Genomic DNA, 24,507 nt, shown 5'->3' on the forward strand with positions numbered 1-24,507 from the left:
ATCCGGTGGTGCTCAACCGCAATAATCAGTGGTGCTCACAGGGTCGAATACTCAGCTGCGGTAGCGAGCATCCCAGTCGGCGGCATGGGCAACCGGGCGGGAGGCGGTCCGAAGGTCTTCTTCGGCGAGATCGAAGCTGACCATCGCACCGACCCGTGCGCCGGCCGCCGCCGTCGGCAGCACCTGCAGCATGGGCTCGGCGAGGGTGCCTGCGGCATAAAGCCCGGGCACGGACGTCTGCCCCGTGATGCTGTCCGCATCGACGTGGCTCGCTGTGCCACTGGGGTGCTCGCCCGCCGTCAGCCCGAGGGCCGCGAAAGGCTCCACCCGTGCGTGCAGACGAGTGCCGACGAGGATGGTGTCAGCGGGCACCTCGGTGCCATCGGTCATCCGCAGGGCGCGCAGCCGGCCCTCCTCGTCGTCGAGGATCTCGTCGACGGGTGCGGCGATGACCTGCACTCCAGCATCCGAGAGTGCTGCCAGCCGCTGGTCGGCTGCGGAGACGCCGTCGTGGACCACGACCGTCAGTCGCGAGGTGAGCTGGCGCAGGAGAGGCAGTGCATGAAGACCGGCGGGCGATGTCACGAGAGCGACGATCCGCCCATCCCGCGCCTCGTAGCCGTGGCAGAAGGGACAGTGGATCACTGATCCGCCCCAGTGCTTCGCCAGGCCGGGGATGCCGGGAAGCTCATCGGTCTGCCCTGTCGCCGCCACCACGCGCCGAGCGAAGAGCACGTGGCCACCGGTCAGCTCGACACGGAAGGCATCGGCATCGCGAGTGACAGCGATGGCTTGCCCCGCGAGGATCTCCGTGCCGTAGGAACGCACCTCGGCTCGAGCGATCTTCAGGAATTCGCTGGGGGAGCGCCCCTCGTGTCCGAGGTAGCTGTGCATCTGAGCCGCTGACGCGTTCCTCGGAAGCCCGGAATCCACGACGATCACCGAGCGCCTCTGGCGAGAGAGCTGCAGGGCGGCAGCCAGACCGGCCGCCGAGCCTCCGATGATCGCGACGTCGGTGTGCCGGACGGCCGGGGTGCGATCATCGCCGTGCTGGTGGGATGCGTGGGCGGTGGACATGGCTCGACGATAGCAGGATATTGCGTATACTGGACAGGCATTTGCAGAATTCGCAAACTACGCGCAGAGAGAGGAGCGTCCTCATGTCCGATCTCGAACAGATCGTCCGAACCCGACTGCGCAGTCTGCGCCGTGCGCAATCGCTGTCACTCGACGACCTGGCCGAACGATCCCATCTGAGCACCTCGACCATCAGCCGGATCGAGACCGGCAAGCGCTCGATCGGCCTGGACGTGCTCCTCCCCCTGGCGAGGGCGCTGCGGACCGACGTGGAGACCCTGCTCGAGGACGACGTGGACACCGACGTGGTGATCCGTCCCGTGCCCAGCCAGGAAGGCGCGCGCACCACCTGGGCGCTCTCCAAGGCGACAGGCCAGATGAAGGCTCTGAAAGTCCGCCTCGAGCCCAGCGGAATGATGCCCGAGCAGCGCGTGCACCCCGGCCACGATTGGTTCTTCGTGCTCGAGGGGCGGATCCGGCTCCTGCTCGGCGACCGCATGATCCTCGTCGAGGCGGGCGAGGCCGCCGAGTTCGCCACCATGACGCCGCATGCGTTCATCGCCGAGGGCGGCCCCGCCGAGGTGATCATGATCTTCGATCAGCAGGGGCTCGTCGTGCACCGAGACGGAGGCGCGGTCTGAAGACGAGTGCGGCTCCTGCAGACAGGGATCGAGCCGGATGCCACGTGCACGGGCATCCGGCTCGATCAGCATGCGACCGAAGTCAGGGCTTGCCGATGCGGACGCGCCACACCGTCGGGCCCTGCTCGAGGTAATCCCAGGTGAACTGGCCGTTGAACTCGGCGTCGAACTGGTACCACAGCGGCTTCGGGTCGTGGTCGTTGATCAGCTCGAAGCCCTTGCCGGCCTCCAGGTCGTGGTAGTTCTGCAGAATCAGCTCATGCCGACGCTGCGGCACGTCGTTGCGCACATCGAGCTGCGGGTCGTTGCTCATTGGTCCTCCTGATTGTTGGGTGAAGATGCGGAATCCAGGTCGGTCGTCTGCGGCAGGCGTGCCAGGTAGTGCATGGCGCCGTTGAGCAGCTCGGCCTGCCTCGGGTGCTCGTCGCGGAGTGCGAGCCAGGCCCGCGCGGCGAGCCGGTTGGCAGCATCCGGATCGCCGGACTTGCCGACCAGGCGCAGCGCCTTGAGGAGAACTCCGACGGTCGCGGCGAGCGCTTCGTCGTCGTGACCGTCGTCTGCCATCTGTCGCACTCCTCATTTATCACGGGAAAAGCCGTGATAAATGACACACTACTCCCCGTGGGGAGCACCGATCAATGCGCGACCGCGCCGCGGATCAGCGGACTCCACCCGGCCGACGAATAGCGGAGCCATGGCTCGCCGTCGCCCTCCCGCGCGCACAGGGTGATCCAGGCGTTCGCGGCCAGATCGCGCAGCATCGGGTTCCGCTCGATGATCTCGTCGAGTCGCGAGGTGGGAGCCTCGACGAGCGTCAGCATCCTCATCGGCTCGTGCCGCAGGCGGATGCCGTCCGACAGCGACTGCCACGGCAGCCCCACCTGCAGGTCGGTGGTCGGCCCGGCCATGACACCCTGGCCGCCCCCGACGACGTTGTGCAGCGTCTTCGACCCGGCGCCCAGCTTCTGGTGGTCGACAGCGGAGAAGTAGTACTGACAGCTGATCCACTGCGCCACGATCGTCGGGCCCATGAGCAGCGTCTCCAGCACCGAGCCGTCGGCGTCGCCGCGGTGGTCGTAGTCGTGCAGGAACACGCGGCAGTCCAGGTTCACGCCGCGGGTCAGCGCGCGCGGGGCGATGATGGTCGCCGTGTTGCCCGCGAGGCCCCATTCCGGAAACGCCTGCGCCCAGTCGACCGAGCGCGTGCGCACGTGGCGCACGGCAGCCCGGCCGTTGCCGTGCCCTGCGGCGGCGGGCAACGTCTCGACCCGCTCCAGCGCGAGCTGCTCGCCCGCGGTCTCGAAGTCGGCGCGCAGTCGTGCCACGTCATCTGCATGGTCGGCGGGGATGAGGTGCGCGTCGAGGACGGCGACCTCGTCGGTGGTCGTGTTGTGCTCCGCCGCGACGAAGAGCGTGGATGCCGGGATGCGGATGCCGTGCTCGACCAGCGCGTCGCGCACATCGGTCCGATTCAGCAGCTCGGCGGCCGCCCTGGCGTTCGGAGCGCCGGGGTGCCCGCCGCAGGCGCCGCAGTCCAGTACGGCCTGGTACGGGTTGTTGGTCGTGCTGGCGCTGTGACCGGTGAACACCACGAGTCGCGCGAAGCCGTCGGTCAGCCCGAGCAGTGTGAGGATCGTCACGGCGGTCTGTGCGCGCTGATCAGGGGTGAGCGCGTCGAGCGTGATGTCGGTCGTGGCCTCGGGGGCGAGTCTGCCGGTGGCCTTCCGGAGCAGGGCGCTGGATGCGTGCGGAGCCAGCGTCCGCGCTGCGGCGATGGGCCCGGCCGCCCAGCCGGTCGCCTCGGCGAGGATGAACGCCGCTCCGGGCACCTCCTCGGCCGTGTGCCAGGAGGACTGCACCGCGGCGGCCATCTGCCGGCCCGCGAGGTGCCGCGCGTTCTCACCGTCGTGACCGGGGGCCGGCGACTCGGTGAGATCGAACTGCGACGTTCCGGGGCCCGGGTGCTGGTGGCGGTGCGTCGCGCTGAGCAGCGGGGCGAAGCGCATGGCGACGGAGAAGAAGCCGGCGAATCCCATGGTCTGGTACGGACCGGTCTCCTCCAGATGCCGCCGCAGTCCCTCGGCGCGGTTGTCGATGCAGCAGGCCACCTGCGCGAACGGCGCCGCCGGAGCGGGCGGCAGAGCACGGGGAGCATCCATCGCGGTCAGCAGTCCGTCGCGATAGTGGGCTTCGTACGCCTCCAGCCAGATCAGCTCGCGACGGCGCAGCGGCACGTGGATGAGCAGATCGGCGACGGTGTCGCGATCCTCCGGCGTTGCGTCGGCGGAGAGCAGCGAGAGAACGTGCGCCGCGCGCTCGCGCGGGCCGGGCAGAACCGGCGCCTGAACGGGGATCCAGCGGGCAGCCTCGTACGCCGTGGTGCCCGCGTGCTCGGGCACCAGGAAGGCGGCCTCGACGCTCACCCGCAGGGCCAGGTACTCCCGGAGATCCGCGATCTCGTGCGCAGGATCCGCCTGGCGTCCGCGGATGCGAGCCGTCCACCCCGGCAGGCTCGACAGATGGCAGCGGAGGTACTCGACGCGTTCGGAGTCGGGAACGCCCAGCTCGGCGAGGGCGTGCAGCAGGGCATCCGCGGGTTCGGCGTCGACGGCTCTCAGACTCGCTCTGGTGCGCCGCGGCAGCCTCGGAGTGTGCGGCGCCAGGCCGCGCCAGGCCGCGAACAGCCCGCTCTGCCGCGCGGGCATCGACCAGGTCGCCTGCCCCTCGCCGAAGTATCCGCCGAGGTAGGTGATCACATGCGTCTCGATGCGTGCCGCGATGTCGGAGTCGAGGCGCTGCGCGAGCGTGAGCTGCGTGCGCTTCGGCGTCGGGACGGTGAGTCCGTGCAGCAGGTCCACCAGGATGATCTCGTCCGGCTCGAACACCGTGCTGCCGACGATGATCGACGGCTGCTCGAACACGCGGGGCGCGAGGGTCTGCAGCGCTCGCCGCAGATCGGCATCCGTGATCCTGCCGTCCTTGTACAGCTCGCGCATCCACGTCTCCGGCGGCATGACGCGAGAACCCAGCAGCTGACCGGCGATCCGTGCGGCCTCGGTGAAGGGCTCGTCGATCAGCCCCTCGAGCGGGTTGCCCGAGATGAAGTCCTGCAGGGGCCAGGTCCCGGTGAAGATCCGGCTCGCCTCGATCACGTCCCGGTTCAGGCGGCGGCGTGCTTCCTCGGCGTCGGAGATCTCCAGGGCTGTCTCGCCGCGGCTCACAGCCGCACTCCCTCAGACGCGGGCTCGGGCATGACGGCGACCAGCGGGCGGCCCACGCGGGGGATGGGCACGACGCCGTGCGGATGCGGATACGGCATCGTGCGGGGCGCCGTCATCGCGCGCGACTGGAACCGGATGGGCTGCCCTGCGGCCAGGACGTGCGCATACAGCCATGCGGCCGCCCGCGGGAAGCGCCGTGCCTGCGAGGGAGCGAACCAGGCGGCGACCAGCGCCACCAGCAGCGCGGCGAACGCCCATGCGGGTGCTGCCGCGGCGCCCATCGGTGCGAGGTCCTGATCCAGGAAGCGAGTGATCGCGGTGAGGATCGTCAGATAAGCCGCAGCCATGAGTGGAACCGCGATGAGGAGGATCGCGATGCCGGAGCCTGTCGGCCTGCGGTGGATCCAGCCCCACCCGGCGGATGCCGCGGTCAGCGCAGCGAACGCCATGAGCACCGCGCCGCTGGCATGCGACTCGGGGCGCAGCACGCCGGCGAGCGCGGCGACCGATGCGGCGGCGACGGTGATGCTCAGCACGCCCAGCGCCACCAGTCGGATGCGACTCAGGGGCGCGAGCGCCGGTTCGTCCTCGTGGCGGACGTGGGATCCGACAGTGGAGGTGGATCCGAGGAACAGCGTGGACTTGAACATGCCGTGGGCGATCAGGTGCGAGATCGCGGCGGCCAGCAGCCCCAGCGAGCAGGCCAGCAGCAGGAACGCCATCTGCGCGATCGTCGAGTAGACCAGGGCGCCCTTGATGTCAGGGCGGGCCAGCATGATCAGCGTCGCGTACACGGTGCCGACGGCGGCGACCGCGAACGTGAGGCCGGTCGCCCACAGGCTGGCTCCCACCAGCGGGTACAGGCGCACCAGCAGGATTCCGCCCGCGTTGACGACGCCGGCATGCAGGATCGCCGAGACGGGGGTGGGTGCAACCAGCGAGGCCGACAGCCAGCGGTGGAAGGGCAGCTGCGCACAGCGCGCGGCAGCGGCGACCACGAGCAGAACGGCGATGATCGTGCCGGTCACGGGACCGGCATCCGGAGCGGGCACGAGTGCGCTGATGTCCTGGGTCCCGCCGTGCGTGAGGTGGAGCACCACCGCGACCCACAGGGCGGCGTCGCCGATGAGGATCATGCGGGCGGTGTGCCGGGCCGCGTCGCGGGCAGCAGGCTGCGGCCAGTGCATCGACACGAGAGCGATCAGAGCCAGACCGGATGCCGTCCATCCCGCCGCGAGCGTGATCACGGATGCCGAGGTGACCATGACGGCCGTCGCTGAGATGAGCAGGCCGGAGCGGATGACGAACCGAGCCGCGCTGTCGTCGCCGAGCAGCTGCCGTCGTGCGAACACCTGGACGACGGTGTTCACGAAGCTGACGAGCAGCAGCAGGAGGACGGTGAGCCTGTCCGCCGTCGTGCCGAACCACAGGCCATCATCTGCGCCGAGGCGGATCGTGGTCGCCTGCCCCGAGACGCCGACGAGGATCGCCAGCGCGAGAGCGGCCGTCAGGCCGAACGCTGCGCCGATCACGCCCAGGCGTCGGATGGCGCGGCGCACGCCGGGGAGCAGCGCGAGCAGAGACGCGAATCCGGGGGCGGCGATGCCGATGGTCAGCAGTACGGCGGTGAGGCTCATGCGAGGCTCGCCGGGGCTGTGTTGGTGATAGCGATCACGAACGCCTCCAGGCTCATGCGACAGTGATTACAGGACTCAGAATAGCAGACTAAGTTGTCCGGTATTGACGGTCAGGTCTTATGTGACGGAGCGGTCGGCCGTGCGCGGACGAGGGCGCCCGGGCCTCTGGACAGGTCCGGGCGCCCTCGTCGATCGAGGGGCAGTGTCAGTTGCTCGGCGGCATCAGCACCGAGTCGATCAGATAGACGGTCGCGTTGGCGGTGTGCACGCCACCGCAGAGCACCTTCGCGCCGCCGACCATGAGGTCATCGCCGCTGCCGGTCACGGTGACGTCCGCGCCTTCGACCGTCTTGTGCGTTCCGACGATCTGAGTCGGGTCGAGCTGTCCGGGGATCACGTGATAGGTGAGGATCGTCGTGAGCGTCTTCGCGTCGGTCTTCAGCCCGTCGATGGTCGCCGCCGGGATCTTCGCGAAGGCGTCGTCGACGGGGGCGAAGACCGTGAACTCGCTGCCGTTCAGCGTGTCGACCAGGTTCACATCCGGGTTGAGCTTGCCGCTCACCGCCGAGACGAGGGTCGTCAGCATCGGGTTGTTGGACGCCGCCACAGCGACCGGATCCTGCGACATCCCCTGGATGGAGCCGGCGCCGTCGGGCACGGCCTTCGCATACGCCGCGCATCCGGGTCCGACCAGATCCGCCGCCGGATCCATGGTCGCGGGCGCGCTGGATGCCGGGGACGACTCCGACGAGGACGCCGGGGTCTTGGCCGTCGATTCCGAGCTCATCGAGCAGCCGGACAGCACGAGCAGGCCGGCGAAGCCCAGGGAAACCGCTGCAGCGAACTTCTTCTTGGAGCTGAACATCATCTACCTCCGTAGATCCGAGCCGCGGCCTTCCCGCGGCGTCGACGTTTCTTCGGAGCGGACGGTGGATCGGATGGAATCCAATCCGATCGTCCTCGCCGACCGAACAACCCACGACGGAAGGCAGGACCATGGACCTGATCATCATCGGACTGCTCGGCGGACTCATCACCGGCATCTCGCCGTGCATCCTGCCGGTGCTGCCGGTCATCTTCCTCACCGGCGGAACCCCGTCGGGCGGGGGAGACGGGGGCGACGTCCTCCCGGCGCGGAGAAGCCGGCCGTTCCTGGTGATCGCCGGACTGGTGCTGAGCTTCTCCCTCGTCACCCTGCTCGGCTCGCTGCTCCTGGGGCTGCTGCGACTGCCTCAGGACGTCATCCGGTGGGCCGGGATCGTCGTGCTCGTCGTGCTGGGTGTCGGGCTCATCGTGCCGAGGATCGAGCAGCTGCTGGAGAAGCCGTTCCAGTGGCTGCCGCGCAGGAACGTGGAGAACAGGGGAAGCGGCTTCGGCGTGGGTCTCGCCCTCGGCGCCGTCTTCGTGCCGTGCGCGGGTCCCGTGCTCGCGGCGATCATCGTGGCCGGCGCCACCGGGAGGATCGGGCTGGACACGGTTGTCCTGACGGTCTCCTTCGCCGTCGGAGTCGCTGTTCCGCTGCTGGCCTTCGCGCTGGCCGGCCGCAGCGTGGTCCAGCGGATCAGGGCCTTCCGCAACCGGGAGCGAGGGCTGCGGATCACGGCGGGAGTCGCGATGATCGCACTCGCCATCGGGCTGGTCTTCAACGTGCCGCAGGCGCTGCAGCGTCTGCTGCCGGACTACACCGCAGGCGTCCAGCAGGATCTGGTGGACTCGCCGCAGGGCGGATCACTCGGCCTCGGCGGCCTCGTGACCGACGAGAACCGCGATCTCGAGCGCTGCACGAACAACGCGACGCAACTGCAGAACTGCGGGACGGCGCCGAAGATCCGCGGGATCCAGCAATGGCTGAACACGCCCGGTGGACAGCCGGTGGAGCTGGGCAGCCTCCACGGCAAGGTCGTCCTGATCGACTTCTGGGCGTACTCCTGCATCAACTGCCAGCGCTCCATTCCCCATGTCGTGGCGTGGGACAAGGCCTACTCCGCCGCCGGATTGCAGGTGATCGGCGTGCATTCACCCGAGTACGCGTTCGAGAAGGACCCGGCGAATGTCCAGGCGGGCGCCCGTGACTTCGGGATCGAGTACCCGGTCGCGCTGGACAACTCCCTCGCGACGTGGACGGCCTACCGCAATCGGTACTGGCCCGCGCACTATCTCATCGATTCCGACGGCGTGGTGCGGCACATCTCCTTCGGCGAGGGCGATTATGCGACCACGGAGCGCCTCATCCGGGAGCTGCTGAAGGATGCTGACCCGGGGGTGGACCTGCCGAAACCCACGGAGGTCGCCGATCGGACTCCGAAGCTGGGATCGACCACGCAGGAGACGTTCCTCGGGGCCACCAAGGCGGAGAACTTCGGTGGTGCTGCACCGTATCGGGCCGGCATCCGGAGCTACTCGCTGCCGCTCAGCCAGCCCGAGGACAGCTTCGCGCTGGCAGGCTCCTGGAACGTGCAGACCCAGTACGCCACGCCCGGCGACGCACCTGCGCAGGTGCGCCTGCGGTACCACGCGTCCCAGGTGCGGATGGTTCTGGGCGGCGCCGGAACGGTGACCGTCAGAGACGGGACCGGAGCGACGAAGACCATCGAGGTCGGTGGCGCTCCTCGCTCGTACGCGCTGCGCACGGGATCCTCGGCGCACCGCGGCTCGATCACGGTGACCGTGCCCGTCGGGGTCGAGGCGTACTCGTTCACCTTCGGATGACCGATCGGACGAGGGCCGAAGCGTTGCCTGCACGCAGAAGAACGGAGGTGAGGCATGCTGGTAGCAATGGTGATCGACGACAGAGAGCATACGGAGCGGGACGAGGGAGATGATCCCGCATCCGGCCTCCTCGAACGCGTCGCCGATGGCGACCAGGCGGCGTTCGCAGAACTCTACGACATGCTCTCCTCGAGGGTGTTCGGACTCATCCTGCGCGTGCTGGTCGACCGCTCCCAGAGCGAAGAGGTGCTGCAGGAGGTGTTCCTGGAGATCTGGCAGTCCGCATCGCGGTTCACCGCGAGCCGGGGACGCGGGCGCACCTGGATCCTCACGATCGCTCACCGGCGCGCCGTCGATCGGGTGCGGTCGGCGCAGGCGGGCGCGGACCGCGATGTGCGGGTGGGGAGGCGTGACATGGATGTCATGCACGACAGCGTCTCCGAGCAGGTCGAGCTCTCCATAGACGGGGAACGGGTGGTGCGCGCTCTGTCGGCCCTTCCTGACCCGCAGCGCGAGACGCTCGTGCTGTCGTACTACGGCGGATACTCGCAGAGCGAGATCGCGACGATCACGGGCGCGCCGCTGGGGACGGTGAAGACCCGGATGAGAGACGGACTGACGCGCCTGCGGGCGCTCTGGGGGGTGAACGCATGAACGAGGCGGAGTTCGCGGAGCTCGCGGCCGGGCACAGTCTGGGCGCGCTCTCTCGCAGCGATGAGCAGAGATATGACGCTGCGCTCGCCGCCCACCCGGAGTGGGCCGACAGCGCACGGGATGACGAGGCCACGGCTGCACTGCTGTCCGAGGGGGTGGCGGAGGTGGCGCCGCCGGCAGGCATCCGCGGAGAGCTTCTCGCGCAGATCGCTCACATGCCGCAGGGGCAGCCGTTCGCATCGCCCGTGCTACCGGCATCTGCGCGCGGTGCCGCAGACCGGCATCCGCGACGCCTGCTGTTCACGCTGGCCGCATGCCTGATTCTCGTGGCGGGCTTGGGGATCGCCGCGTCGATGGTGATCCCGCAGCTGCTGCGCCCGGCCGCGGTGGTCGCACTGGAGAACATCGAGAGCGCTCCGGATGCGGCTCAGCGCACGGTGGACGTGCCGTCTGGCGGCACAGCCACCGCGCACTGGTCGGCCGCGTCGGGCGAGGCGGTGCTGGTGGTCAAGGGACTTCAGCGCCTGGACGAGGCGAAGACGTACGAACTCTGGTTCGTGCGCGGTGAGACCCCCGTCTCAGCCGGTGTGTTCTCCGCGGCGGACGGGACGACCACCGCGGAGCTGAAGGGCCGCATGCATGCGGGCGACGCGATCGCGGTCACCGTGGAGCAGGCGGGTGGATCCGTGACGGGTGCTCCGACGAGTGAACCCATCCTGGTCATCCCGACGGCATGAGATCCAGCCCACCACCTGTTAACATGACGTCATGCCGGCGTGGACATTCCTGACCAATCACGCGCACGTGTTCCTGTGCGTCGTGAAGGACCCGGAAGCCCGGCTGCGCGACATCGCCGACATCGTCGGCATCACCGAGCGCGCGACGCAGCGCATCATGACCGATCTGGTCGAGACCGGCTACATCGAGCGCGACAAGGCCGGGCGCCGCAACGTGTACCGCGTGCCGCCGGGGCTGCCGATGCGGCATCCGATGGATCGTCATGCCGACCTGGATCAGCTGGTCTCGGTGCTCACCGGATTCGCGCCGGGGGAGCATCCGGCTGCAGCGGAGGAGGGCCGGGGATCTCCAGAGATTCCGCCTCCTGAAACCCCTGCCGCAGGCTGATCCGGGCCGCCCGGGTCACACGACCTGGCGGACCTCCTGCGGCCAGCCGCACGCCTCGGCGATCGCCCGGGCCCAGAACTTCGCCTTCTCGTCGTCCTCGACGTCGACGATCGTGAAGCCGCCGATGTACTGCTCGCCGGGTGCGTGCTGCCCCGACTCGATCTCGGATCCGTCGTCGGTCACGCTCACGCGGAAGGCGCGAGACATGTCCTCGTCCACCCCGCCGGCGAACACGTACTCGCCGGCGGACCTGATCTCGTCGACCACGGACCTGGCCAGCGGTCCACGGGCGGCGAACCACTCCTCGGGGTGCTCGCCGACCCACTGCTGATTGAAATAGATGATGTACTGCGTCATGGTCTCTCCTCCTCGGCGCGGGCCGTGCGCTGTCGCTCCCACGCCATCGTGATCGCCTCTCGGATGGCATCAGCATCGCCGTCCAGGGTCGCCTGCACCTTCTCGTGCGCCTCCCACTTCGGCGGGACGCCGAAGGTCTCCGGATGCCGGGCCAGCAGCTGCTCGCGCTGCGCGGAGTCCACGCGCACGAGGATCGTGCCCGGCGCATCGGGCCGCACGACCAGCAGTCCGTCCACGTACCAGCCGGTGCGTCCGTCGGCGCGACGTCTGCGGCATCCGTCCAGCCCCGCGACGAACGCGTCCACCTCTTCGACGTCCATCGGCACAGGCTAACCCCGCTCCTGCTCGCGCGGAACCCCGTGCTCTCCCGACTTGTCTGCCGGCGACCGGGTGAATACCGTTGTCTGGGCGGTGCCGAACTTCTGCGGCGGCCGCGAACGACCAGGAGGCGACCGTGGCGCAGACCAGCATCTTCGAGGCGGACGGCCGCACCGTCGAGTACGTCGACGAGGGGGAGGGGCCCGTTCCCCTCGTGCTCATCCACGGCATCGGCCGCACCGGTGAGGCGCTGGGCGTGATCGCGCACTACCTGGCCTCGGAGGCGGGCTTCCACGTCGTCCAGATCGGCGCCGACGTCGTCGACGACGTGATCGCCGTGATGGACCACCTCGGCATCGAGGATGCCTGGATCGGCGGCCACGGCTCCGGCGGCACGCTCGCACGCCGTGTCGTCGCAGAGCACCACGAGCGCTCCAACGGACTGCTGCTGCTCGGCGTCGAAGATGAGGACATCGCCCTCGCCCCGGCACTGCCGGTGCTGATCGTGCAGGCCACCGACGATGTCGTGACCCCGCCCGTCAATGGCGAGAGGCTGCAGGCCACCGCTCCCGAGCGCGCCAGCATCAAGACGGTGGACGGCGCCGACCACCACTTCCCGGTGACGCATCCGATCGAGACCGCCGTCATCATCGAGGAGTACCTGGACTGGGACTGAGCCGGTGACCCCGCAGGACGAGCCCACCACGGCCGAGGCGCTGATGCGGTCGCGGTTCGCGGCCTTCAAGCGCGCGGATGCCGCGTGGCTGCTGCGCACCTGGCATCCGTCCACCCGGCCCGCCGAACTGGACCTGACCGACAATCCGCACTGGCGCGGCCTCCAGATCATCGACGCGGTCGACGCAGGAGCGGACGCCGCCACCGGCGTCGTCGAGTTCCGCGCCACCTATCTGCAGGGCGACGGCTCGCTCGGCATCCTGCACGAGCGCTCGCGATTCGTGCGCGAGGGCGGCCGCTGGTTCTACGTCGACGGCGACCTGTTCGACGCGCAGCCCGGGAGCGCGATCCGTCGCAGGCGATAATGGATCGGGCGGCAGACGTCGCCGAAACCGACGAGAAGCGGATCATGAGCGAGACAGCGGCGACGGAGACGGAGTCTCCTGCTTCTCCGATCCGGTTCGAGGTCGGGCGACTCGCACCCGGCTACTTCGCCGCCGTGATGGGTACGGGCATCGTCTCGATCGGCCTGCACGACGCCGGGCTCCTCGTGCCGTCCGCGGTGCTGATGTGGATCACGGCCGCGCTGTTCGTCGGGCTGTGGGTGCTGTACATCTGGCGTGCCATCGCATTCTGGGATCGCGTGGTCGCCGACCTGCGCGACCCCGAGAAGGCGTTCGCCTACTTCACCGTGGTGGCCGCGGCCGATGTGGTGGGCGTGCGCCTCTGCCAGGAGGGCTGGATGCCGGTCGCCGCATCGCTGTTCCTGTTCGCCGCGCTGATCTGGTTCGTGTTCGGCTACGTGCTGCCGTGGCAGGTGATGATGACGCGCGACGGCAAGGTGATCCTCGCCAGCGCCAACGGCACGTGGTTCGTGTGGGCCGTCGCCAGCCAGTCGCTGGCGGTCGGCATGGGGCAGCTCCGGCCGCAGGCCGACTCCGAGCTCGCGCAGTGGATCGGCCTGCTGGCGGTGCTGGCCTGGTCGGTCGGCGTGATCCTGTATGCGGCGATGGCCGTCATGGTGCTGCTGCGCGTGGTGCAGTACGGGGTGACCCCGCAGCAGTTCGAGCCGCCCTACTGGGTGGCCATGGGCGCACTGGCGATCGCCGTGGTCGCCGGCGCCGGCATCGTGCAGATGGATCGCACGCCGCTGGTCGACGCGGTGCGACCGCTGATCGCCGCGACCGTCGTCATCTTCTGGGTGTTCTGCCTGTGGTTGATCCCACTGCTGGTCGGCGCGGGCATCTGGCGCCATGTGCTGCACCGGGTGCCGCTGCGCTACGTTCCTGCGCTGTGGTCGATGGTGTTCCCGGTCGGCATGATCGCTGTGGCATCCATCTCGCTCGGCAAGGCGGATGCCCTGCCCGCGGCCGGTGCGGTCGGGGACGTGGCTCTCATCGTCGCCGTGATCGTCTGGGCGGCTGTGTTCGCCGGCCTGGTGCACCATCTGGTGAACGTGCTGTGGGCGTCGACGCGCGCACGGCGCGTCGGCGCGTAGCGCGTCAGGCGGCCGAGAGCTCCTCGCGCAGACGGGGTTCGACGCGGTGGTCGGGCCGTAGACCCGCCTTGTCGGCGTAGAACGCGCGGATGCGGTCCATGTCGGCGGCGACATCTCCGGTCAGCTCGATGGTCGGGCCGAGTCCCGTCGTCATCGTCGTGCGGTCGACGTAGCCCAGCGTCACCGGCATCCCGGTCTCGCGGGCGATGCGGTAGAAGCCGGACTTCCAGTGCGAGTGGCCCTTGCGCGTGCCGTCGGGGGTGATCACCAGCCCGAACACGTCGCCGGCGCGAACCTGCTCGACCACGTCGCCGACCACCCGGCCGGGATCGTTCCGGTCCACGGCGATGCCGCCCAGCGCTCGCATGATGGGTCCTCGCCAGCCGGTGAACAGGGTGTTCTTGCCCATCCACCGCACGTCGATGCCGAGCCTCCAGGCGATGGCCAGCATCAGCACGAAGTCCCAGTTCGAGGTGTGCGGGGCGCCGATGAGCACGGTCGGGCGGGTGGGTGCGGGTTCGGTCGTGAGCGTCCACCGGCTGAACGCCCAGAACACCCGAGCGATCAGGCGACGGATCATGTCTCCACGGTAGGGGAGGGCGCATGCGCACCCGGGCATACGAAGAGCCGCCGTCGAGGACGGCGGCTCTTCGTGTGCGCGTGCGTCAGGCGGGCTGGGGGAGCAGCGTGAACGACACCGCCCCCTCCTCGTCGACCGTGGCATCGAGCACCTTGTCGTCCAGGGCCTCCGCGACGGCCTGCTCGAGGAACACGTGCAATTCCTCGTCGCCGATCACCTCGTCTCCGGGCTCCGGCACGGGCGCGACGGTGACAGAGAACCGCGGCTCGTCCGTCGTGCCCGACGAGTGGATGCGCAGGCCCGCATCCGGCGTGGTGCTCTGCTGGGCGACGATGGTCGCCGCGATCGTGTTGGCATTGTCGGTCAGGGTGAGCATTCGGCTCTCCTTCCGGTTGCGGACACCGCACCGTCCGGGGCGGTGTCCGAGCCACGTTTCCCCACTCGGGCAGAGCCTTCAACCCGCATCCTCGGACTCTGAGCGCATTCACACCTGGCTCGTTCGCAGCGCGTAGCATTCGCTCATGGATGATCGCGCTGCCCGACTGTCCGCGCGCCTGCGCCTGGTCGTCTCTGCGGCGATCGGCATCCTCGCCGGCGTGGCGATGGGGGCGGTTCTCGGTCCTGCCGCCGGCGTCGTCGGCGGCTGGGGCACCCTCGGTGTCATCAACACCGTCTGGGTGCTCGTGACCGTCTGGCCCATGGATGCCGCGGCGACCAGAGCGCACGCGACAGCCGAGGATCCGGGCCGCCGGACGGCCCGCACCATCGCCATCATCGGCAGTCTGATCAGCCTCGTCGCGGTCGGCCTGGTCGTGCTGCAGGCCCGGCATGCCGGGAGCGTCGAGGGATACCTGCTGGCGGGCATCGCGGTGCTCGGCGTCGCGGCGTCCTGGGGCCTGATCCAGGTCGACTACATGCTGCGCTACGCCCGGATCTACTACGCCGACGAGGTCGGCGGGATCATCTTCAATCAGCAGGACGACCCGGAGTACACCGACTTCGCGTACTTCTCGCTGGGACTCGGGATGACCTACCAGGTCGCCGACACCAACGTCACGGCCAACGCGGTGCGCCGCGTGGTGATCGCGCAGACCACGCTGGCGTACCTGTTCGGCGCGGTCATCGTCGCCACCGTGATCAACCTCGTGACCAGCCTCGGGAGCTGACGGTCGTCAGCCCCGCCGACGGCGCAGCAGCTCGGGCAGGACGGCCCAGAGCGCGACGGTCACCAGCAGCCCGACGGCCGCTGCGGTGACGGCGACGGGCCTGCTCATCGTCAGATCGAGGATGAGCGCGACGACGCCCACGGTCAGCGCGCCCACCACGATCAGGTCGGCCTTCACGAGCCGGTTGGCCACCCGCACCAGCATCACCTTCCGATGCTGATGGAACAGCATCCGGTGCATGCCGACCGGAGCGAGGGCGAGGATGGTCGCGAGCGCCGCGAGCACCACCAGCACGGTGTACAGGCCGTGCTGCACGGCATCCAGTTCGTTGAAGCGCGGTTGGAACACGACCGCCAGCAGGAAGCCCGCGAGCACCTGGGTGCCGGTCTGCATGACCCGAAGCTCCTGCATGAGCTCGTTCCAGTTGCGATCCGCGCGCTGCGAAGCGGTCTCGTCGGGGCGGGAGGTCTCGTCGTCCATGGCCGCACGCTACTCGCGCTGCGGCGGTTGCGCACGACGTACCGCCTCGTACGTGAGCGATCCCCATGCGCTGCGGCGTCAGGGCGGAATCCCGGCCCTTCACCGTTCTGCACGGCGTAGCATCGAGGGATGGCCGATCAGCAGGTTCCCCAGACGCAGACGCCCGCGCAGGTGCTCACCGCGCCGCCGTCGTTGCAGCTGCTGCAGGACGACGCCCAGGCGGGCCTGTGCACCGACGGCTACTGCGTGCTGCCGCAGACCGCGGCATCCGAGTGATCCTCACACGGCGCTGACGCGACGGCCGCGCACCGCCTGCGCCAGCTCACCGAGGGCGCGAACAGTGGCATCCCAGCCCATGCACGCGTCGGTGATGCTCTGCCCTCGCACGAGACCCGCAGCCCCCGCCGCCACATCGTGCTTCTGTGCGCCCGCGACCAGGTTGCTCTCCAGCATGACGCCCGCGATGCTGCGCCCGCCCGAGGCGATCTGCTCGGCCAGCTCCGTTGCCACCTCCGCCTGGCGCAGGTGGTCCTTGCCGCTGTTGCCGTGACTGGCGTCCACGATCAGCCGGTCGATGAGTCCGGTGGCGGCAAGCCGCTGCGCGGCCGCGCGCACGTGCTCGGCTCCGTAATTCGGCCCGTCAGCGCCGCCGCGCAGGATCACCGACGTGTCGGGGTTGCCGGTCGTCGTCACCAGGCTGGCTCTGCCGTCACCTCCGATCCCGAGGAACACCTGGGGAGCGGATGCGGCGGATGCAGCATCCAGTGCCACCTGAAGACCGCCGTCGGTGCCGTTCTTGAACCCGATCGGCATCGACAGGCCGGATGCCAGCTGCCGGTGGATCTGGCTCTCGGTGGTGCGCGCGCCGATGGCGCCCCACGCGATGAGATCGGCGGTGTACTGCGGGCTGATCGGCTCGAGGAACTCCGTGGCGCACGGCAGGCCCAGCGCCGTCACGTCTCGCAGGAAGCCTCGCGCCAGGCGCAGCCCTGCGGCGATGTCATGGCTGCCGTCGAGGCGCGGGTCGTTGATCAGGCCCTTCCAGCCGACCGTGGTGCGGGGCTTCTCGAAGTAGGTGCGCATGACGATCAGCAGGTCGTCGCGGTGCGCCTCGGCCTCGGATGCCAGCATCCGGGCGTACTCGATCCCGGCGTCCACGTCGTGGATCGAGCACGGGCCGACGATCACGAGCAGCCGGTCATCCGCGCCTCTCATGACGGCCCGCACGTCGTCGCGGCCGCGAGCGACGGTGGAGGCGAGCAGGTCTCCGGCGGGGAGCTCCTCGATCACCTCCGCGGGTGAAGGGAGTGCGGCGAAGCCGCGCACGTGCAGATCGCTGGTGCTCCGGAGTGCGTCGATGGTGGGCATGGGTCCTGTCCTCTCGAAGGCGGACCCCGTGCAGAGCCCGCCGAAACGGCGAAGGGCAGAGCGGATGCTCTGCCCTTACGGCTCTGAAGGTGTCGGTGCGCGCTAGCTCTGCGCCGGCTCCTCCAGAGCCGGCCGAAAATACGCGAACCAACGGGTCATGTCCAGAACACTACCGCACGCGCGCAGCGCCGGATGCCGTGTGACGTCAGTGCCCGACGGGCGCCTGCTGGTCGGCATCCTCGAGGTCGTCGGCAGGCTTGCGGATCAGGAACGCGCCGATGATCGTGACGGTGGCGATGACGGCCCCGATCAGCAGCGATGCGCGGGCTCCCGCCGCCACGGCGACCGGTGCGTCCGTGCCACCGCCGGAGGCGGAGACCGTCGTGAACACGGCCATCATCACGGCGATGCCGGCGGCGCCCGCCACCTGCTGCACGGTGCCGACGACGGCACTCCCGTAGGAGTAGAACCGGCGCTTGAGCGAGGCCAGCGAGGCCGTGAACAACGGCGTGAACGACAGTGCGAGCCCCACCGACAGCAGGGTCTGAGCCACGAGCACCAGCCACACCGGAGTGCCGGTGGTGACCGTGGTGAACACCCACAGCATGGCGGCGGCGAGCACCGAGCCGGGGATGAGCAGGATGCGCGTTCCGCGCCTATCGTAGATGCGCCCGATAACCGGACCCAGCAGGCCCATCGCCAGAGCGCCGGGAAGTGCCACGAGACCGGCTTCCAGGGCGGTCAGTCGCAGCGCGTTCTGCAGATACAGCGGGATGACGGTGATGCTGCCGAAGAACGCCAGCGACAGCAGGAACATCTGCACGATCGACAGCGTGAAGTCGCGCGAGGCGAACACGCGCAGGTCCAGCAGCGCGTCGTCCCTCCGCTGCAGCACCACCTGGCGCCAGAGGAACAGGCCCAGGCCGACGACGCCGAACGCCAGTGCGATGACCAGCTGCAGCGTGCCGCCGCCACTGCCCAGACCGCCGATCTGGCTGAGCCCGAACACGAGCCCGCCGAAGCCGAATGCCGACAGCACGATGGAGAGCCCATCGATGGGCGCCCGCACGCTCTCGCCGACGTCGGTCAGCCAGCGCCAGCCGATGAACATCGCCACCAGTGCGATGGGCAGCACCACGAAGAAGATCGCGCGCCAGCCGAAATGGTCCAGCAGGAAGCCGGACAGCGTGGGGCCGATGGCGGGAGCCAGCGAGATCACCACGCTCACCCGGCCCATCATGCGTCCGCGTGATGCCGCGGGCACCAGCTCCATGATGGTGGTCATCAGCAGCGGCATCATCACCGCGGTGCCGGAGGCCTGCACGACGCGGGCGCCGAGCAGCATCGGGAAGCCAGTGGCCAGCGCGGCCAGCAGAGTGCCGACGGAGAAGAGCGTGATGGCGGCCAGGAACATCTGCCGTGTGGTGAAGCGTCGCAGCAGGAATCCCGTGATGGGGATCACCACGGCCATGGTCAGCATGAATGCGCTGGTGACCCACTGCGCGGCGATCGGGGAGATGCTCAGATCGTGGATGAGATGGGGGATGGCGATGGCCATCGTGGTCTCGTTCAGGATGGCCACGAACGCCGCGGACAGCAGCACCCAGATGACGGCCATGTCCTTGGCGGGGATGATGCCGGTCCGGGGCGGGACGGGCACGGTGCCGGTGTCGGCAGAGGGCATGGGACTCCTGAGAAGTGTGAGGTGCGCGACGTGCGAAAGGTGTGAGGGATGCGGCGTGCGAGCAGCGGATCAGCGTTACAGCGTAACGCGAGGCACCGACATTCCATTCCCTCCCGGGGGTCCCCGTCCCCGTGCGCATTAGCCTGAGGAGGTGAGCATGGTCAGAGGCGGGCGCGGCGGGGCATTCCGCGGGGTGGACGAGGCCGCGCAGCGGAAGCTGAACGCGCAGGCGCCGCAGATCGACGGACTCGGCAGGCGCGTGATGGCGCTGTTCACTCCGTACCGCGGCAGGCTGATGATCACCGCGCTGCTGGTGGTCATCGGCGCGGGCCTGGCCGTCATCCCGCCGCTGCTGGTGCAGCGCATCTTCGACGACGCCCTGTTCCCGCTGCAGGGAGGCGGCCCGCACATCCCGCTGCTGGTGGCGCTGGTGAGCGTGATGATCGGGCTGTACCTGCTCTCCGCGGGGCTCGGCGTCGCGCAGACCTGGCTCACCTCCACGGTCGGCAACCGGGTCACCGGCGATCTGCGCGTGCGGCTGTTCGACCACCTGCAGGCCATGCAGCTGGGCTTCTTCACGCACACCAAGACCGGAGTCATCCAATCCCGGCTGCAGAACGACGTCGGCGGGGTCTCCGGCGTGCTCACCAACACCGTCACCAGCATCCTGGGCAACACCGTCACCGTCATCGCCTCGCTGGTGGCCATGCTGCTCATCGACGTGCGCCTCACGCTGATCGCCGTGGTGATGATGCCGGTCCTCGTCGTCGTGCAGCGCCGCGTCGGGCAGGTGCGCGCACGCATCGCCGGGCAGACGCAGGAGTCGCTCTCGGAGCTGACCAGCATCACGCAGGAGACGCTGAGCGTTTCGGGCATCCTGCTGTCGAAGTCCTTCAACCGGCAGCGCACCGAGTCCGCCCGCTACCAGGACGAGAACCGCAACCAGGTGCGCCTGCAGGTGCGGCAGGCCATGAGCGGCCAGGGATTCTTCGCCGTGGTGCAGGTGCTCATGTCCAGCATCCCCGCCATCATCTACCTCGTCGCGGGCTTCTTCCTCTCCGGCGGCGCGCCGGAGATCACCGCCGGCGCCATCGTCGCGTTCACCACCGTGCAGGCGCGCCTGCTCATGCCGCTGATGGGACTCATGCGCGTGGCCCTGGACCTGCAGACCTCCAAGGCGCTGTTCGCGCGCATCTTCGAGTACCTCGACATGGTCCCGCAGATCAGCGATGCGCCGGATGCCGTCGACGCGGCGTCTGCGCCCGGCCCGCGCGGGCACGTCGAGTTCCGCGACGTCGTGTTCCACTACCCGGATGCCGCGCGCGACAGCCGCCCGACCCTGGACCACGTCTCCTTCGTCGCCGAACCCGGCAGCCATGTCGCATTCGTGGGGCCGTCCGGCGCGGGCAAGACCACCATCCTGTATCTCGCTCCGCGGTTGTACGAGGCATCCGGCGGGTCAGTGCGGTTCGCCGGCGCGGACGTGCGCATGCTCACGCAGGGCTCGATCATCGACGACGTGGGAATCGTGTCGCAGGAGACCTACCTGTTCCACTCCACGATCCGCGAGAACCTGCGGTACGCCAAGCCGGATGCCACGGATGCCGAGCTCGAGGCCGCCTGCCGGGCGGCCAACATCCACCACATCATCACGGGCTTCGAGGACGGCTACGACACGATCGTGGGAGAGCGCGGCTACCGGCTCTCCGGCGGCGAGAAGCAGCGCATCGCCATCGCCCGCGTGCTGCTGAAGGACCCGCCGGTGCTGCTGCTGGACGAGGCGACCTCGGCGCTGGACACGGTCTCCGAGCGCGTGGTGCAGGAGGCGCTGGACGAAGCGGCCAAGGGACGCACCGTGATCTCCATCGCGCACCGGCTGTCGACCGTGATGGGCGCCGACGTCATCCACGTCATCGAGGGCGGGCGCATCGTGGAGTCCGGCACGCACGCCGAGCTGCTGGCCGCCGGAGGGCTGTACGCCGAGCTCGCCGCCCAGCAGGTGGCGGCATCCCGCATCGAGGGCGCCGCGGGCTGACGCCGCTCGTCACCAGGCCAATGCGGCCGCCAGGGCGGGGTCGGGATGGGCATCCGCGAACTCCGGCAGGGCCCGGAGATCCGCCTCGAAGGCGTCCAGCTCCGCGGTGTACGCCGGATCGGGGTGCGCCTCGGCGATGCGCCGCAGCGGAGGGAGGTCCATGGCGAGGATCAGATCCAGGCGCGCGACCACGGCCGCAGAGTGCCCGGCGTCGTGCAGCACGCGGATCCCGCCCCGCAGCGCCGCGATGTAGTCGCGCAGCACGGGCATCCGATCCCTGCCCTGCGTGATCGAGGTGCCGTCGGCGCGCAGCCGCCAGTGCACGACGACATCCGGGATCACGTCGAACGCCCGCACCCGGGTGTACATCTGCTGCGCGACGATCTGGTCCTCGTAGGCGACGTTCTCGGGGAACCGCAGCCCGTCCCACACCTCCGTGCGGCTGAGCTTGGACCACGCGACGATGTTGGCGGAGGCATGCGGATGCTCGGCGAGGGTCGTACCCAGGCGGCGGGGCGTCGTGGCTCGTGCCACCCACGGCTGCACGCGGCCGGGCGCGTACACGCCGGAGGCCGCGCGGCTGCGCACGTACGCGCCCGCGACGAAGTCGCTGCCGGATTCCTCGAGCGCGCCGAGCCACAGGGCGAGCGCGTCGGGGGTCAGCTCGTCGTCGGCGTCCAGGAACCCGGTGAACGGCGTGTCCACCCGGTCCAGCCCGATGTTGCGAGCCGCGCCCAGGCCGCGGGCCTCGACGTGGTGCAGCAGCTGGAACCGGGGGTCGGAGGCCGCAGCATCCGCGAACACGGCACGCGTGTCGTCGACGGATCCGTCGTCGATCAGCAGCGCCCGCCAGCGCGTCTCGCTCTGCGCACGCAGCGACGCGATGGCGGCCGGCGCGTACGTGCCGACGTCCCGGCCGGGGACGATCAGGGTCACGAGCGGATGCACGCACCGATCCTACTTTTCCTGTCGCGGCGCTCGGGCGGAAGGGGTTCCGGATGTCGGAGGCATCGCGTAACCTCGCCCGCATGCCTTCGCTGACGGAAGAGACGACGGACTGGCTGCTGGACTCCGACGCCGCCCTGCGGTGGCAGGTCGAGCGCGATCTCCTGGGTGCGCCGGAGGACGTGTTCGAGGCGACCAGGGCGCGCATCGCGACGGAGGGGTTCGGTGCGCGCATCCTGTCGCACCAGGATCCCGATGGGCAGTGGGCGGGCGGTGCGTACTTCCCCGCGCGAGACCGCGACCTCTCGGGGCTCGGGATCGTGGAGCACGATGAGGACGGCCAGCCCTGGATCGCCACGACGTGGGCGCTGAAGGACCTGCGTGAGCTGGGGCTGCCCGGGGAGGTGCTGTCGGGCACGGCCGACAGACTCGCCGAGCACAGCACGTGGGAGTACCAGGACCTGCCGTACTGGGGCGGGGAGGTCGACGTCTGCATCAACTCCTTCACCCTCGCCAACGGGGCCTGGCTGGGTGCCGACGTCTCCGGACTCGTCGCGTGGTTCCCCGCGCATCGCCTGGCCGACGGCGGTTGGAACTGCGAGGCCGAAGAGGGGGATTCCGAGAGATCGTCGTTCCACTCCACTCTCAACGCGCTCGTCGGGATGCGCGAGTACGAGGAGCTGACCGGCGACTCCTCGCTGCGCGAGACGCGTCATGCCGGCGAGGAGTACCTGCTGGAGCGGCGGCTGATGCGCCGACTGTCCACCGGAGAGGTCGTCGGCCCATGGGTCGAGGACTTCATCGCACCCAGCCGCTGGCAGTACAGCGCGCTGGCGGCCCTGGACCACTTCCGTGCGGCCGCCGTGCTGGAGGGGACGGCGCCGGACGCGCGCCTGACCGACGCCGTGGAACTCGTGCGGGCCGCGCGCCGGCCAGACGGCACGTGGCTGCAGGGCGATGTGCCCGGCGGTGCGGTGTGGGTGCAGATCGACGAGCTGCGGGGGCAGCCGTCGAAGTGGCTCACGCTGATCGGGACACGGGTGCTGGACTGGTGGGATGCCGCTCGCCACCCCTGAACCCCGAGGCCGGCTGATCATCGGACTGCCGTGGACGACGTCCGGACACACTCTCGCGCTCGGGTTCTCCGGCGCCGTCACCGGGCGGACCCGACTCGCTCTCGCGCGCCGATCAGGCGGACACGGCCGCGACGGATGCCGCGACCAGCGCCGCCAGCTGCGCTGCCGCGCCCGCGGGGAGCGGAGTGCGCCCGAACGTGAAGCGCACGGCGGTCTGCGCGACCTCGGGCGCGACGCCGCACGCCACCAGCACATGCGAGGGCGCGTCGCTGCCGGCCGCGCAGGCCGAACCGCTGGACGTGATGACGCCACGGCGCTCCAGCTCCAGCAGCACGGCCTCGCCGCTGGTGCCCGCGAACGTGAACCCGGCGGTGCCGGGCAGGCGGCGGGTGGGATGCCCCGACAGACGCGCCCGCGGCACGGCATCCAGCACCCCGGTGATGAACTCCGCGGTCGTCGCCGTGACGGCGGCGGCGGATCGTTCGCGCTCCACCTCGGCCAGATCCAGAGCGGTGGCCAGGGCCACTGCTCCCGCGACGTTCTCGGTGCCGCTGCGTCGGCCGCGCTCCTGGCCGCCGCCGTGCAGCAGGGGCTCCAGCGGCACGCGCGTGCGCACGGCCAGCGCGCCGGTGCCCTTCGGCGCGCCCAGCTTGTGGCCCGCGATGGAGATCGCGTCCACCGCATGGCCGATGGGCCGGAGATCCAGCCACCCGGCCGACTGCACGGCATCCACATGCACGGGCACGCGGTGCTCGCGGGCGACGGCGGCGAGAGCGGCGACGTCCTGCACGGTGCCGATCTCGTTGTTGCCGTGCGCGAAGCTCAGCAGCGCGGTGCCGTCGCGGAGGGCTGCTGCCACGGCATCCGGATGCAGGGAGCCCTGCTCGTCGACCGGGACCAGCTCGACGTCGACGCCGTGCAGCCGCCGCAGATGGTCGGCCGATTCGAGCACGGACTCGTGCTCGATGGGCGTCGTGATCAGATGCCGGCGCTGCGGATCGCGTTGCAGCGCTCCCAGCACGATGCCCTTGACGGCGAGGTTGTTCGCCTCGGTGCCGCCCGAGGTGAAGATCACGTCGCCGGCTCGCATGCTCAGCGCACCGGCGACCCGCTCCCGGGCGTCCGCCAGTGCTCGCGCGGCGGCCTCACCGGCGGTGTGGTGGCTGGACGGATTGCCGAACACATCGGTGAGGTACGGCCGCATGGCCTCGAGCACTTCCGGGCGCACCGGCGCGGTGGCGGCGTGGTCCAGGTACAGCAC

The 24,507-nt window shown here is 69.8% G+C and carries 27 protein-coding genes; 12 read left to right on the forward strand and 15 right to left on the reverse strand.

Going from position 1 to position 24,507, the window contains the following annotated elements:
* Window positions 1–51 precede the first annotated feature (51 nt).
* Window positions 52–1,077, reverse strand: a complete 1,026-nt coding sequence (locus tag Q0568_RS14555; protein ID WP_298867768.1) for an NAD(P)/FAD-dependent oxidoreductase — start codon at window positions 1,075–1,077, stop codon at window positions 52–54.
* 83 nt (window positions 1,078–1,160) lie between these two features.
* Here Q0568_RS14555 and Q0568_RS14560 point away from each other — a divergent pair, with 83 nt between their 5' ends.
* On the forward strand, window positions 1,161–1,718 hold the full coding sequence (locus tag Q0568_RS14560; protein ID WP_298867772.1) for a helix-turn-helix domain-containing protein: 558 nt from the start codon (window positions 1,161–1,163) through the stop codon (window positions 1,716–1,718).
* 82 nt (window positions 1,719–1,800) lie between these two features.
* On the opposite strand, the gene Q0568_RS14565 is transcribed toward Q0568_RS14560, so the two are convergent.
* From Q0568_RS14565 to Q0568_RS14585, 5 genes are all read right to left on the reverse strand, one after another.
* Complete coding sequence (locus tag Q0568_RS14565) at window positions 1,801–2,031, reverse strand: DUF2249 domain-containing protein (protein ID WP_298867775.1); 231 nt, start codon at window positions 2,029–2,031, stop codon at window positions 1,801–1,803.
* Window positions 2,028–2,282 carry a hypothetical protein gene (locus Q0568_RS14570; RefSeq protein WP_298867777.1) on the reverse strand — a complete coding sequence of 85 codons (255 nt, stop codon included), beginning with the start codon at window positions 2,280–2,282 and terminating at the stop codon, window positions 2,028–2,030. Before Q0568_RS14570 ends, Q0568_RS14565 begins: the two co-directional genes overlap by 4 nt.
* A gap of 71 nt (window positions 2,283–2,353) precedes the next feature.
* A complete protein-coding gene (locus tag Q0568_RS14575) occupies window positions 2,354–4,939 on the reverse strand; it encodes a DUF2309 domain-containing protein (RefSeq protein ID WP_298867779.1) in 2,586 nt (861 codons plus the stop codon).
* The gene (locus Q0568_RS14580) at window positions 4,936–6,576 is read right to left on the reverse strand and encodes a proton-conducting transporter membrane subunit (protein ID WP_298867781.1); all 1,641 of its coding nucleotides are present in this window, start codon (window positions 6,574–6,576) and stop codon (window positions 4,936–4,938) included. The genes Q0568_RS14575 and Q0568_RS14580 overlap by 4 nt, the downstream gene beginning before the upstream one ends.
* Window positions 6,577–6,781: 205 nt before the next feature.
* A complete protein-coding gene (locus Q0568_RS14585) occupies window positions 6,782–7,441 on the reverse strand; it encodes a fasciclin domain-containing protein (protein WP_298867942.1) in 660 nt (219 codons plus the stop codon).
* A gap of 131 nt (window positions 7,442–7,572) precedes the next feature.
* Here Q0568_RS14585 and Q0568_RS14590 point away from each other — a divergent pair, with 131 nt between their 5' ends.
* Genes Q0568_RS14590 through Q0568_RS14605 form a run of 4 tightly spaced genes read left to right on the forward strand, consistent with a single transcriptional unit; the run spans window position 7,573 to window position 11,064 of the window.
* Window positions 7,573–9,285 carry a cytochrome c biogenesis protein CcdA gene (locus Q0568_RS14590; protein WP_298867783.1) on the forward strand — a complete coding sequence of 571 codons (1,713 nt, stop codon included), beginning with the start codon at window positions 7,573–7,575 and terminating at the stop codon, window positions 9,283–9,285.
* Window positions 9,286–9,339: 54 nt separating this feature from the next.
* Complete coding sequence (gene sigK, locus Q0568_RS14595; protein WP_298867785.1) at window positions 9,340–9,939, forward strand: ECF RNA polymerase sigma factor SigK; 600 nt, start codon at window positions 9,340–9,342, stop codon at window positions 9,937–9,939.
* Window positions 9,936–10,676 (forward strand): anti-sigma factor, encoded by a 741-nt coding sequence (locus Q0568_RS14600; protein ID WP_298867787.1) that lies wholly within the window; start codon window positions 9,936–9,938, stop codon window positions 10,674–10,676. The genes sigK and Q0568_RS14600 overlap by 4 nt, the downstream gene beginning before the upstream one ends.
* A 31-nt stretch (window positions 10,677–10,707) precedes the next feature.
* A complete protein-coding gene (locus Q0568_RS14605) occupies window positions 10,708–11,064 on the forward strand; it encodes a helix-turn-helix domain-containing protein (RefSeq protein ID WP_298867789.1) in 357 nt (118 codons plus the stop codon).
* A gap of 15 nt (window positions 11,065–11,079) precedes the next feature.
* Here the strand turns inward: Q0568_RS14605 and Q0568_RS14610 are convergent, their stop codons facing one another.
* Together Q0568_RS14610 and Q0568_RS14615 are read right to left on the reverse strand one after the other, a co-directional pair.
* A complete protein-coding gene (locus tag Q0568_RS14610) occupies window positions 11,080–11,421 on the reverse strand; it encodes a hypothetical protein (RefSeq protein ID WP_298867790.1) in 342 nt (113 codons plus the stop codon).
* Complete coding sequence (locus tag Q0568_RS14615) at window positions 11,418–11,741, reverse strand: hypothetical protein (RefSeq protein ID WP_298867792.1); 324 nt, start codon at window positions 11,739–11,741, stop codon at window positions 11,418–11,420. Before Q0568_RS14615 ends, Q0568_RS14610 begins: the two co-directional genes overlap by 4 nt.
* A gap of 134 nt (window positions 11,742–11,875) precedes the next feature.
* Here Q0568_RS14615 and Q0568_RS14620 point away from each other — a divergent pair, with 134 nt between their 5' ends.
* Genes Q0568_RS14620 through Q0568_RS14630 form a run of 3 tightly spaced genes read left to right on the forward strand, consistent with a single transcriptional unit; the run spans window position 11,876 to window position 13,912 of the window.
* Window positions 11,876–12,415, forward strand: a complete 540-nt coding sequence (locus Q0568_RS14620) for an alpha/beta hydrolase (protein WP_298867794.1) — start codon at window positions 11,876–11,878, stop codon at window positions 12,413–12,415.
* 4 nt (window positions 12,416–12,419) lie between these two features.
* Entirely contained in the window at window positions 12,420–12,779 is a 360-nt protein-coding gene (locus Q0568_RS14625; protein ID WP_298867796.1) for a YchJ family metal-binding protein, read from the forward strand.
* Window positions 12,780–12,823: 44 nt separating this feature from the next.
* Complete coding sequence (locus Q0568_RS14630; protein ID WP_298867798.1) at window positions 12,824–13,912, forward strand: tellurite resistance/C4-dicarboxylate transporter family protein; 1,089 nt, start codon at window positions 12,824–12,826, stop codon at window positions 13,910–13,912.
* Between the two features lie 4 nt (window positions 13,913–13,916).
* Here Q0568_RS14630 and Q0568_RS14635 read toward each other — a convergent pair whose 3' ends face one another.
* Together Q0568_RS14635 and Q0568_RS14640 are read right to left on the reverse strand one after the other, a co-directional pair.
* On the reverse strand, window positions 13,917–14,492 hold the full coding sequence (locus Q0568_RS14635; protein WP_298867800.1) for a 1-acyl-sn-glycerol-3-phosphate acyltransferase: 576 nt from the start codon (window positions 14,490–14,492) through the stop codon (window positions 13,917–13,919).
* A gap of 85 nt (window positions 14,493–14,577) precedes the next feature.
* Complete coding sequence (locus tag Q0568_RS14640) at window positions 14,578–14,868, reverse strand: Fe-S cluster assembly protein HesB (protein WP_298867802.1); 291 nt, start codon at window positions 14,866–14,868, stop codon at window positions 14,578–14,580.
* Between the two features lie 145 nt (window positions 14,869–15,013).
* Here Q0568_RS14640 and Q0568_RS14645 point away from each other — a divergent pair, with 145 nt between their 5' ends.
* Entirely contained in the window at window positions 15,014–15,658 is a 645-nt protein-coding gene (locus Q0568_RS14645; protein WP_298867804.1) for a DUF1345 domain-containing protein, read from the forward strand.
* Between the two features lie 6 nt (window positions 15,659–15,664).
* On the opposite strand, the gene Q0568_RS14650 is transcribed toward Q0568_RS14645, so the two are convergent.
* Window positions 15,665–16,138: a DUF6328 family protein gene (locus Q0568_RS14650; RefSeq protein WP_298867806.1), complete on the reverse strand. Its 474-nt coding sequence runs from the start codon at window positions 16,136–16,138 to the stop codon at window positions 15,665–15,667.
* A 129-nt stretch (window positions 16,139–16,267) separates the two neighbouring features.
* Here Q0568_RS14650 and Q0568_RS14655 point away from each other — a divergent pair, with 129 nt between their 5' ends.
* Window positions 16,268–16,414, forward strand: coding sequence for a hypothetical protein (locus Q0568_RS14655; RefSeq protein WP_298867807.1), 147 nt, complete (start codon window positions 16,268–16,270; stop codon window positions 16,412–16,414).
* Window positions 16,415–16,417: 3 nt separating this feature from the next.
* Here the strand turns inward: Q0568_RS14655 and Q0568_RS14660 are convergent, their stop codons facing one another.
* Together Q0568_RS14660 and Q0568_RS14665 are read right to left on the reverse strand one after the other, a co-directional pair.
* The gene (locus Q0568_RS14660; protein WP_298867810.1) at window positions 16,418–17,506 is read right to left on the reverse strand and encodes a 3-deoxy-7-phosphoheptulonate synthase; all 1,089 of its coding nucleotides are present in this window, start codon (window positions 17,504–17,506) and stop codon (window positions 16,418–16,420) included.
* Between the two features lie 205 nt (window positions 17,507–17,711).
* On the reverse strand, window positions 17,712–19,190 hold the full coding sequence (locus Q0568_RS14665) for an MDR family MFS transporter (RefSeq protein WP_298867812.1): 1,479 nt from the start codon (window positions 19,188–19,190) through the stop codon (window positions 17,712–17,714).
* Window positions 19,191–19,347: 157 nt separating this feature from the next.
* Here Q0568_RS14665 and Q0568_RS14670 point away from each other — a divergent pair, with 157 nt between their 5' ends.
* Window positions 19,348–21,225: an ABC transporter ATP-binding protein gene (locus Q0568_RS14670; RefSeq protein ID WP_298867944.1), complete on the forward strand. Its 1,878-nt coding sequence runs from the start codon at window positions 19,348–19,350 to the stop codon at window positions 21,223–21,225.
* 9 nt (window positions 21,226–21,234) lie between these two features.
* On the opposite strand, the gene Q0568_RS14675 is transcribed toward Q0568_RS14670, so the two are convergent.
* On the reverse strand, window positions 21,235–22,173 hold the full coding sequence (locus Q0568_RS14675) for a glycosyltransferase family 2 protein (protein ID WP_298867814.1): 939 nt from the start codon (window positions 22,171–22,173) through the stop codon (window positions 21,235–21,237).
* An 80-nt stretch (window positions 22,174–22,253) separates the two neighbouring features.
* On the opposite strand from Q0568_RS14675, the gene Q0568_RS14680 reads away from it, so the two are divergent.
* Complete coding sequence (locus Q0568_RS14680; protein ID WP_298867816.1) at window positions 22,254–23,246, forward strand: squalene cyclase; 993 nt, start codon at window positions 22,254–22,256, stop codon at window positions 23,244–23,246.
* Window positions 23,247–23,358: 112 nt separating this feature from the next.
* Here the strand turns inward: Q0568_RS14680 and Q0568_RS14685 are convergent, their stop codons facing one another.
* Window positions 23,359–24,507, reverse strand: coding sequence for a cysteine desulfurase family protein (locus Q0568_RS14685; protein WP_298867817.1), 1,149 nt, complete (start codon window positions 24,505–24,507; stop codon window positions 23,359–23,361).

It is taken from the genome of uncultured Microbacterium sp., assembly GCF_937927635.1.
GTDB lineage: Bacteria > Actinomycetota > Actinomycetes > Actinomycetales > Microbacteriaceae > Microbacterium.